Here is a 9,950-nt window from a genome sequence, read left to right as displayed (position 1 = left end):
GGCTCCCCGCGTGGATGGTACGGCTGTCGGTCTCCACGCGGGATACCTCCCGGTTCAAATCCCCGAACTCTCCCAGCATACGGCCGTCCACGGCCTGCAGGATCTCCCGTATGGTCATCGGCTCCATGAAATTCTCCTCACGTCCCAATTTTCGTTCCGTACCCGCCGGCGCCGCCCGCGGCCGTCACCTTCCGGCGCGGCGGGCCTTCAGCGAGGCGTGCACGATGCGCTCACACAGCGCGCTGTAGCCGATCCCAACCGCGGCCGCCTCCTGAGGCAGCAGGCTGGTGGGGGTCATGCCGGGCAGGGTATTGATCTCCAAAAACCAGATCTCGCCCGCGCCGTCCAGGATAAAATCGGCCCGGGAGTACACGGAAAGCCCCAGTGTCTCATACACCCGTACCGCCGCCGAACGCAGTTTTGCCTCTGTCTCCGGGGAGATGTCCGCCGGGCAGACCTCCTCCGCCGCACCGGGCTGATACTTGTTCTCATAGTCGTAAAAGCCCTGCTTCGGGATGATCTCAATGGCGGGCAGCGCTTCATCCTCCAGAATGCCCACCTGAAGCTCCCGCCCCTTTACATATTCCTCCAGCACGGTACGCCCACCCAGGGCCAGCGCGTCGGTGAGCGCGCGGCGCAGCTCCTCCGGCGTATGGACAATGGAGACGCCGATGGAAGAACCGCTGGCCACCGGCTTGACCACCAGGGGCAGCCGGGCCGATGCCACCAGGCCGTCGATGTCCTCCGCCCGGACGTCCACCATCTTCCAGCCGGGGGTATTCACCACGTCGGCGACCAGGCGCTTGGTCAGGTCCTTATCCATGGCGATGGCGCTGCCCAGATACCCGGCCCCCGTATAGGGGATGCCCAGCAGATCGAACGCGGCCTGCACGCGGCCGTCCTCCCCGCAGGCGCCGTGAAGGGCGAGAAAGACCACGTCCGCCAGCCGGCACAGCTCCAGCACGTTGGGTCCGAACAGGCTGGGACTCTTGTCACGGCGCGCGGCCTTCACCTGCTCCAGGTCGGGCGCCTGACGGCTGATGCGCTTGGCCGCCGCAGACACATCGGCGTCGAACAGCTCCTCCAGCGCGCCCGCATCGTCCTCCAGTCCAAAATACAGATCCACCAGGGCGGCCCGGTGCCCCTGTCCCCGCAGGGCCTCGGTCACCATCGTCCCCGTGGAAAGAGATACGTTTCGTTCCGGGGAGAGTCCCCCCGCCAACACGACGATCTTCATAACACACCTCGAAACAGAGAGATAATAGAATGATACGCACTAGTGGTATATTATAGCACAATATCATCCTATACTCAACTCTTTTCCGAATTGACCCTTGACAGAAAGCAGCCGGGATGCTATAGTGAGAAAGTAGTCAAAATGCACGGCCTGAACTCACATGTTTGTAGTCATCGTCGGCTCGTTCGACGGTATTACAGGGATGTGGGTTTTTTGTTTTGACATTTGGCTCCAATCTTTTTTCAGGAGGTACCAATATGTATCAGGGTACTGTCAAGTGGTTCAACGAGACCAAGGGCTTCGGCTTCATTTCCAATGACGAGGGCGGCGACGACGTGTTCGTTCACTTCTCCGCCATCCAGTGCGACGGCTTCAAGACCCTCCAGGAGGGCCAGAAGGTCGTTTACGATGTGGAGCCCGATCCCAAGAACAGCAGCAAGATGCGCGCTGTCAACGTCCGCGTTGCCTGATTGGGTCAGCCTTGAAGCGCCCCCCGCCCTTGATGGGCGGGGGGCGCTTTTGTACCCCGCGCGCCTTCCCGGCATATACTGTCGGTGTGGGGACTGTCCGGTTCCCGCAAATCGAATGGGGGTTGCTTTGCATGTGTTGTTGGAACGGTTGTAACAGCGTCTCCTCCTTCCGCGGCTGCCGCTGCGGATGCAGATCCGACTGCGACTGCCGCTGCTGTGAGCGTGAGTGCAGGAACAACGGCGTAACCGCCCTGTCCGCCTTCTCCGAGCTGTCCCGCCTCTCAGAGGACAGCGGCGCGTCTACCGCCGGATGGCCTGTTTATGTCTCTTATCCCGCGTTCCTGTGGGACAGCGACGATGAGACCGACTGCGGCTGCACTCGCTGCAGCTGACCGATCTGCCGCCCCAACCGGGGCGGCTACTTAGACGACACTGCCCCCAGGGCCCGCCGGTTCCGGCGGGCCCCTGTTTGTTTTTCTCTTTCCTGCCGGGAGAAACTATGTTAGAATAGGCTGAATGAATTTCCCTTGTTCCCGAGGGTAAAACAGGAGTATGCCATGAAACGCCTTTTTCCGCTTTTCCTCGCCCTGTCCCTGTCCCTGTCCGCCTGCGGCGCTCCCACCGTTGGGGATGTGGGCGCCTCGGAACAGTTTTTTGCCATGGATACCATCATGACGGTCAATGTGCTGGACGAGAACGGCGAAGCCGCCGTCCAGGCCGCCCGGGCCGAGATCGACCGGCTGGAGCAGATGCTCTCCCGCACCCGGGAGGACAGCGTGATCGCCCTGCTCAACACCCATGCCGGAGACGGGAGCGCCTTAGCCGTGGAGCCGGAGCTGGGAGCGCTGCTGCGCTTTGCCCAGTCCGTCTCCCAAGACCTGCCCGGATGCTTTGACATTACCATCGCCCCCGTCATGGACGCCTGGGGCTTCACCCGGGAAGAGCGGCATGTGCCCGATCCGGACACGCTGGCGGACACGCTGGCCCTGGTGGACTGGCGCGCCTTGACGGTAGCGGAGGACGATGCCTCCGCCCGGCTGGAGGAGCCCGGAATGGCGGTAGACCTCGGCGCCGTGGCCAAAGGCTTTGCCGCCCAGCGCGCCGCCGATGCCATCCGGGCGGCCGGAGGCACCTCCGCCCTGCTGGATCTGGGGGGCAATATCACCGTTTTGGGTTCCAAGCCGGACGGAGCGGACTGGAGGGTGGCGGTAAAAGATCCGCAGGACACCGAGCGTCAGTTGGGCGTGGTCTCTCTGCGGGACAAAACGCTTTCCACCTCCGGCGGGTATGAGCGGTATTTTGAGGCAAACGGCATAACCTATCACCACATCCTTGATCCAGAGACCGGCTATCCCGCCGACAGCGGGCTTTTGTCCGTCACCGTGGTCTCCTCCGACCCGCTGCTGGCCGACGCGCTGTCCACCGCCCTCTTCGTGGCAGGCAGGCAGGCCGCCTTGGATTACTGGCGCAGCCGGGACGATTTCGAGCTGATCCTATGCGGAAGCGACGGCGTCGTCACCGTCACGGAGGGACTCACCTTTGCATTTCGGGGGGAGGAGCATGGATACACCTGTGAAACGGCCCGCCGCTGAACGCCGCCGCCCCACGATTGGGGACGGCGTGCTGGCGCTGCTGGTGATCCTGTGTGCCGCTGCGCTTTTTTTCGGTCTTCGGCCGGCTTCCGGAAACCTTTTGACGGCCCGGATCGTCTTAGATGGTGTACTGGTGGCCGAGTACGACTTGAATGCCCTGACCTCCCCTGTGGAGCTGGCGGTGGACGGCGGGGCTTATCCCATGGTCATTCAGGCTGAGCCCGGGCGCATCCGCGTGCTGGAAAGCGGCTGCCCCAGCCAGGACTGCGTCCATACCGGCTGGGCCGACCGGGCGGGGGATCAGATCATCTGTCTGCCCAACCGGCTGGTCATTTCCCTGTCCGGCGCAGAGGCCCAGACTGATTTCGACGCGGTGACGGGATGACCGCCCCGGCGCTCCAACCGATTCAAAAAGGAGGTGCTGCCGCTTGTCCGGCTCCATCCGGCGGCTGACCCGCTGCGCGGTGCTCACCGCTCTGGCACTGGCTCTCTCCGTGGCGGAGGGGCTGGTTCCCCTGACCATCCTGTTCCCGCTGCCCGGCCTGCGGCTGGGCCTGGCCAACCTGGTGACGGTATACGCCCTGTGCCGCCTGAGCGGGCGCGAGGCCCTGCTGATCCTGGTCTCCCGATGCCTGCTGGGGGCCTTGCTGGGCGGCAATCTCATGTCCTTAGCGTTCTCCCTGACCGGCGGACTGCTGGCGCTGGGGACGATGTTCCTGCTGCTGCATATGCGGGGCCTGTCCCTGTTCGGCGTGTCCGTCGCCGGCGCCGCCGCTCATAACACCGGGCAGATCCTGGCCGCCATGGCGGTGCTGGGTACCCGTGCGCCTTTGGTCTACCTGCCGCCGCTGCTGCTGTGCTCCCTGATCACCGGCACAGTCACAGGCGGGGCCTGTATTCTGCTGGTCCATCGAGTACCGCAGCCGCTTGAAAGAAAATCTTAATTTTTTTGTTACCCTTTTGAGAGGCCTTCTGCCTTTTCCTGTCGTACCATAGAGTATATCCGAATCAAGAAAAACAACTCGCGGGAGGAACCGATACCAATGAAAACGACACTCAAGCACCTCGCCGCGCTGGGTCTGGCGCTGGCACTGGCACTTCCTTTGACCGCCTGCGGCGGAGATGGCGAACGCAAGCCCGCCGACAGTCAAAGCCCGGTGGCGGTAGCCACCCCCGCCCCTACCGCAACGCCCAAGCCCGCCGATCCTTACGATGCAGTACGTACCTACTGGAGCGAGGATCAGCTCACGCAGGCCTGGGGGCCGGAGCAGCCGGTGGAGCATCTGTTCTTCCATCCGATCATCGCGTATCCCCAGTGGGCATTCCACGATTGCAGCGCCACCCAATCCGAAAAAGAGGGACTGGACGACTGGATGGTCACGGTGGATGAGTTCAACAAGATCATTCAAAGCGTCTACGACAAGGGTTTCATTCTGGTCGCAATGGAGGACGTCTGGAGCGAGGTCACCGGCGAGGACGGCGTGGCCCGGATGCAGCGCAATACGCTTATGCTCCCCGAGGGGAAAAAGCCCCTTGTCATCTCCTTCGATGATGTGAACTACTACGAATATATGCTGGAGCAGGGCTTTACCTCCAAGCTGGTGCTGGGGGACGACGGTCAGATTTGGGCGGAGTGCACCGATCCCTATACCAAGCAGACCTTCCTGACGCAGGACCTGGACGCCACGACCCTTCTGGATCAATTCGTGCTGGCGCATCCGGATTTCTCACTGAACGGCGCCAAGGCCATCTTTTCTCTGACGGGATATCAGGGAATCCTGGGCTACCGCACGCAGAACGATATCGACATCGCCGCGGACGACCCGGCCCGGCCCGCCTTCGACGCAAACCGTGCCGCGGAGATCGAAGCGGTCAAGCCCATCCTGCAGCGCCTGAAGGAGACCGGCTGGACCTTCGGCTCCCATACCTGGGGACACATCAACCTGTCCTCCTGGTCCCTGGAAAAGATCCAGCGGGACACCGTCCGCTGGCAGGAGGAGGTGGGCACTCTGGTGGGACCCACCAATATCCTCTTTTATCCCCACGGCGCCCGGCCCGACGGAGACGATTGGCACACCACCGGTCCTGTGTTCCAGTACCTCCAGAATCAGGGCTTCCGGGTCTTCGCCAGCGTGGGCGTCAATTCCTTCTCCTATGTCAAAAAGGATATCTCCGCCGTCATCTGCGACCGGATGCATCCGGACGGAACCACGCTGCGGGGCGGCAACACCGGCAAGGATGTGGAGCGCTATATGCCCTTCTACGACTGCCGCGAGATCATTGACCTGGAGGTACGTCCCAATCTGGGCGTACGTTGGCCTGAGACATGAAGCACTGGGCCCGGCTTTCGGCCGGGCCCAGTGATCCCTTTACCTTATTTTTGCTTTTCGGGTACCATTCGTCAAAAGAACCAGGGGCAGCCTCAAAAAATGAGACTGCTCCTTACAAATCCTGATTTGTAAAGGGTCGGAACGATGGGATTTTGGATATTCATGCTGGTAATGACGTTACTAATTCCTCTGACAATGATCGCGTTCGGGACGATTTTTATAAAGAAGCCGCCAAAAAACATAAATGCCTTTTATGGGTACAGAACATCGATGTCTATGAAAAATATGGACACTTGGATGTTTGCCCATCAACATGCAGGACGTATTTGGCTTTTGACAGGGATAGTGACAACCATACCTTCCGTTATCGTAATGGCACTTGTATTCCACAAGGAGATTGATACGATCGGATGGACCGGAGGCATTATCGTACTATTGCAATGTGCTGTGATGTGTCTTCCTCTTGTTTTTACAGAAAGGGCGTTAAAACAGAATTTCGACGAATATGGGATGAAACGATAAATCGGAATTTATTACACTGCTATGCTTATGGGCATTTTAGCATGCAAGCAAATATTTTTCAATGTATAGTCAAATTGCCGGAGATTTTAAGCATGCACAAATAGCGTAAAAGGGACGCCCACTGGGCTATCCGTAAAACACGGTGGGTTTAAGGAAAATTTTAATATCCCAAAAATCGTTTGAACAATACTATTTCCGCTGTTTCCATTCAAAAAATACAAAGACAGGCATAAAACCTACCTCTGTATTTTTTTACATTTCTCTATCGTATTTGCAACGATAATAAATTCCATAGCCGTGGACAAACAAGTACGAAAACACCAAAAGCAATACAGCAACCAGTTCAATCCCCATCAGTGCGAAGGAGACCATCAGCGCACCAAATACGAATGTCATAGCATCATAAGCTTTTGCCTTCGCACGATTAGAAATTGCAATATTTCGTTCATCTTTTTTCTCAATTTCCAGCACCCTCTGTGTTTCTGGGTGTTTTTTTAAGGTTCTACTTGTAACAATACTACCCATGCCAGACCCAAAAACGCCAGAACCAATTCCTACGAATACATAAGGCAGGTTCATCAGGAAGTTGTTGGAATTGTCTATATTTTTCATAAGGAAAAAACCAACTGCCAATAAAGCAATGCCACTTCCAGTGATGAGCCAATGTTTTGTATTTTTCATTTTGCATCCTCCTCATAAATAAAGATTTCTTCAATACTCATTCCAAAAAAATTTGCGATTTTGAAAGCCAGAAGAATGGAGGGATTATAGCGCCCGTTTTCAAGAGAACCTATCGTTTGACGGGATACTTCAAGTACTGAGGCTAATTCCTCTTGTTTAATGCCTCGGTTCTTCCTTAATTCTTCCAGTCTATTTTTCATTTTCCCAACCTCCCTTCTTGAACGGAAAGCTTCCTTTCCATGTCTGAACCATATCATATAAATTACATAATGTCAAGTGTCCTTTCCATTCGTGTTCCATACAAAATTATGAATAGCCTCCCACTGCTTTCGCTTGACAGCCGGGCGCTGGTGTGGTAAAATTGTGCTCCTTTACCGCGGCTGGGAAAGGAATGTGAGTGTATGATACCACACTGGAAGCAAAAATTTGTCACCCTCTGGGTCGGGCAGGCCCTCTCGATCCTCACCAGCATGGTCTCTCAATACGCCCTGATCTGGTACCTTACCGATCAGACCGGCTCCTCCGCCGTCTTGTCGGCGGCCACCATCGCCGCTCTGCTGCCCCAGGGCATTCTATCCCTGTTTACCGGGGCCTTTGCCGACCGGTTTGACCGGCGCTTCCTTATGGCCGCTGCAGACGGCGCCATCGGCCTGCTGTCCCTGGCACTGGCTCTGGCGGCCGCCGCCGTGACCCTGACCCCCGGCCCCATTATTCTGGTGCTGGCCCTGCGCAGCGCAGGCGGCGCGTTTCACGCGCCCTGCATTCAGGCGGTAACGCCTCTGATCGCACCGCCGGACGCATTGACCCGCTGCGCCGGTTGGAGCCAGGGCATCCAGACGGTCTCTATGCTGCTCTCCCCTGCTCTGGCCGCCGCGCTGTATGCCGCTCTGCCGCTCCATTGGATCATTCTGACGGACACGCTGGGAGCACTTTTTGCCATCGGCGGACTGCTTTTCGCGCGCCTGCCCGTACTGCGTGTGGGACAGCCGGAGCAGCGCCTGCGTATCTGGCGGGATACGAAAGAGGGGTTTGCAGTGCTGCGCTCGCACCGCTGGCTGTGGGAGCTCTGCCTGATTTGCGCGCTTTTTTCCGTGGCCTTCATGCCGGTGTCCGCCCTGTTCCCCCTTATGAGCATGCAGTACTTCGGCGGAGACACCGCCTCCGCCGCGGTCGTGGAGACCGCTTTCTCCATTGGAATGCTGGCAGGCTCCGTGATCCTGGGGCTCTGGGGCGGTTTTCGGGATAAGATGGCGACTATGCTCAGCTCCATCTTCGCCCTGGGCGTCGTTCTGGTGGCCACCGGCCTGCTGCCTCCCACCGCCTTCTGGACCTTTGCCGTCCTCTCCCTGTTCATGGGGCTGACCTGCCCCTTCTTCAATTCGGTCTTTATGGCTCTGATCCAAGAAAAGGTCGCGCCGGAATTTCTGGGGCGGGTGCTCGGCCTGTCCGGGGCCATCATGACGCTGGCATCCCCCGTTGGACTGGTCGCCACCGCTCTGCTGGCCGACCGCACCGGCATCACCGTTTGGTTTCTGCTGTCTGGCGTCGTCACCCTTTTCTGCGGCGTGCTGGGTCTGGCTCTGCCCGCCGTACGCAACTGTGATAAGTTGAAGTCCTGAGAAAAACATGCTAAAATGGCCTCGCATGGATATCCCATGCGAGGCCGTTTTAGGAGCAAGGAGGTTTTTCGATGACAGACCAGGAATTGGTGGAGCTTGCCTTTACAATGCTGAAGCATGCCTATGTGCCCTACTCGGGCTTTCCAGTGGGGGCCGCGCTGGAGTGTGCCGGCGGGGACGTTTATACCGGATGCAATGTGGAGAACGCCGCCTACGGCTCTACCATCTGCGCCGAGCGTACCGCACTGGTAAAAGCGGTCAGCGAAGGGCACCGGGATGATTTTATCCGTCTTGCCGTGGTAGGCGCCGCCGCTGATTACTGCTGGCCCTGCGGAGCCTGCCGTCAGATGCTCAGCGAATTTGCACCCGCGCTCCGGCTGCTGGTCGCCCGGGGCGATCATACGTTCGTCTCCTGCTCCTTGTCCGAGCTCTTGCCCCACAGCTTCGGGCCAAAATCACTGGACAAGGCGCCGCGATGACTCCAGGCGCAGTCCCGCCGGGGGCCGCTATCGCGCGGCTTCTCCGGCGGGAGCCGACAGTCTGGAAAGGTCGGCGCCCTCCCATTCCAGCAGCCTGCGTTTTTTGTCGACGCCGCCGGCATAACCGGTCAAGCTCCCATTCGTTCCGACCACCCGGTGACAAGGGATGATGATGGAAATCGGGTTATGTCCCACCGCACCGCCGACTGCCTGCGCGGACATGGTCTTGCGCTGCATGCGCTCCGCCATCTGCTTTGCGATGGCCGCGTAGGTGGTCACCTGGCCATAGGGGATCTCGCACAGGATGCGCCAAACGCCCTGACGAAAGGGACTGCCGGCCGGCGCAAGGGCGAGTTCTGCAATTGCAGGCCGGTCTCCTGCAAAATACCGATCCAGCCATTCCTTTGCACTGCGCAGGATGGGAAGATCCTCCCGCTGCTCCCGCTGCTCCGGCAAACCGGCTCCAAAATACTTTTGTCCCTCCAGCCACAGCCCTATCAGGCCGTCTTCCCTGCCCGCCAGCAGAAGCGGCCCCACTGGAGACCAATAGCGCGCCGTATAATACATGAATATCCCCTCCCCTGTTCAGACGCCTTATCCATCTGCAAACTATTCTTCGGCTCCATCCGGCATTCTCCGGCTACGCTTACTCCCACTCGCAAAATGAAACTTAATTCTAAACGCTTTTGTTTGGGAGATTTGATATCATTTGATTTTTCCTGATACCTATTATCCTTATCCTATGGGCTTGCCGAACTTTTGCTATCATTTGGCTATCAAGGAAATGGCTATCAACGGTAAAATTAGATTGGTTTCTCTGGTGGTTTACAACTACATTTTACCACGAAAGACAGGGAAATGCAATAACCTTCCTCGCTGTGGCAGGGTTGTTTCATGAACTATTTATTATCAAATCTAATTTATACATCTTATCCTCACATCTCCCATATCTTTTCTGATAAAATAATCACATAAAAAAGCGCAAACTACCCCTATATCTCTTTACAGGGCTTTTTTTTA

The 9,950-nt window shown here is 57.9% G+C and carries 13 protein-coding genes; 9 read left to right on the top strand and 4 right to left on the bottom strand.

Going from position 1 to position 9,950, the window contains the following annotated elements; genetic code table 11:
- Positions 1-184: 184 nt before the first annotated feature.
- Positions 185-1,237, bottom strand: a complete 1,053-nt coding sequence (locus MR825_RS13430; RefSeq protein WP_256174982.1) for a D-alanine--D-alanine ligase family protein — start codon at positions 1,235-1,237, stop codon at positions 185-187.
- Positions 1,238-1,494: 257 nt separating this feature from the next.
- On the opposite strand from MR825_RS13430, the gene MR825_RS13425 reads away from it, so the two are divergent.
- From MR825_RS13425 to MR825_RS13395, 7 genes are all read left to right on the top strand, one after another.
- Positions 1,495-1,707 (top strand): cold-shock protein, encoded by a 213-nt coding sequence (locus MR825_RS13425; protein WP_186907290.1) that lies wholly within the window; start codon positions 1,495-1,497, stop codon positions 1,705-1,707.
- A 131-nt stretch (positions 1,708-1,838) separates the two neighbouring features.
- The gene (locus tag MR825_RS13420) at positions 1,839-2,099 is read left to right on the top strand and encodes a hypothetical protein (protein WP_186907289.1); all 261 of its coding nucleotides are present in this window, start codon (positions 1,839-1,841) and stop codon (positions 2,097-2,099) included.
- Positions 2,100-2,264: 165 nt separating this feature from the next.
- Complete coding sequence (locus MR825_RS13415) at positions 2,265-3,299, top strand: FAD:protein FMN transferase (protein WP_186907288.1); 1,035 nt, start codon at positions 2,265-2,267, stop codon at positions 3,297-3,299.
- On the top strand, positions 3,268-3,684 hold the full coding sequence (locus tag MR825_RS13410) for a NusG domain II-containing protein (protein WP_207723722.1): 417 nt from the start codon (positions 3,268-3,270) through the stop codon (positions 3,682-3,684). Before MR825_RS13415 ends, MR825_RS13410 begins: the two co-directional genes overlap by 32 nt.
- Before the next feature lie 43 nt (positions 3,685-3,727).
- A complete protein-coding gene (locus MR825_RS13405; protein ID WP_186907287.1) occupies positions 3,728-4,243 on the top strand; it encodes a Gx transporter family protein in 516 nt (171 codons plus the stop codon).
- A 99-nt stretch (positions 4,244-4,342) separates the two neighbouring features.
- Complete coding sequence (locus tag MR825_RS13400) at positions 4,343-5,629, top strand: polysaccharide deacetylase family protein (RefSeq protein ID WP_186907286.1); 1,287 nt, start codon at positions 4,343-4,345, stop codon at positions 5,627-5,629.
- Between the two features lie 144 nt (positions 5,630-5,773).
- The gene (locus MR825_RS13395) at positions 5,774-6,151 is read left to right on the top strand and encodes an SdpI family protein (RefSeq protein ID WP_186907285.1); all 378 of its coding nucleotides are present in this window, start codon (positions 5,774-5,776) and stop codon (positions 6,149-6,151) included.
- Positions 6,152-6,403: 252 nt separating this feature from the next.
- On the opposite strand, the gene MR825_RS13390 is transcribed toward MR825_RS13395, so the two are convergent.
- Positions 6,404-6,832 carry a DUF6442 family protein gene (locus MR825_RS13390; RefSeq protein ID WP_186907284.1) on the bottom strand — a complete coding sequence of 143 codons (429 nt, stop codon included), beginning with the start codon at positions 6,830-6,832 and terminating at the stop codon, positions 6,404-6,406.
- Entirely contained in the window at positions 6,829-7,032 is a 204-nt protein-coding gene (locus tag MR825_RS13385; protein ID WP_186907283.1) for a helix-turn-helix transcriptional regulator, read from the bottom strand. Before MR825_RS13385 ends, MR825_RS13390 begins: the two co-directional genes overlap by 4 nt.
- 201 nt (positions 7,033-7,233) lie before the next feature.
- On the opposite strand from MR825_RS13385, the gene MR825_RS13380 reads away from it, so the two are divergent.
- Both MR825_RS13380 and MR825_RS13375 read left to right on the top strand, forming a co-directional pair.
- On the top strand, positions 7,234-8,451 hold the full coding sequence (locus MR825_RS13380; RefSeq protein ID WP_287881161.1) for an MFS transporter: 1,218 nt from the start codon (positions 7,234-7,236) through the stop codon (positions 8,449-8,451).
- A gap of 71 nt (positions 8,452-8,522) precedes the next feature.
- On the top strand, positions 8,523-8,930 hold the full coding sequence (locus tag MR825_RS13375; protein ID WP_186907281.1) for a cytidine deaminase: 408 nt from the start codon (positions 8,523-8,525) through the stop codon (positions 8,928-8,930).
- A gap of 27 nt (positions 8,931-8,957) precedes the next feature.
- Here MR825_RS13375 and MR825_RS13370 read toward each other — a convergent pair whose 3' ends face one another.
- Positions 8,958-9,497 carry a methylated-DNA--[protein]-cysteine S-methyltransferase gene (locus tag MR825_RS13370; protein WP_186907280.1) on the bottom strand — a complete coding sequence of 180 codons (540 nt, stop codon included), beginning with the start codon at positions 9,495-9,497 and terminating at the stop codon, positions 8,958-8,960.
- Between the last annotated feature and the right edge of the window lie 453 nt (positions 9,498-9,950).

The sequence above is a fragment of the Lawsonibacter sp. genome, from assembly GCF_022777125.1.
Taxonomy (GTDB): domain Bacteria; phylum Bacillota; class Clostridia; order Oscillospirales; family Oscillospiraceae; genus Lawsonibacter_A; species Lawsonibacter_A hominis.
Note: the sequence above shows the minus strand (reverse complement) of the source record. Positions and strands in the feature narration are given on the sequence as shown.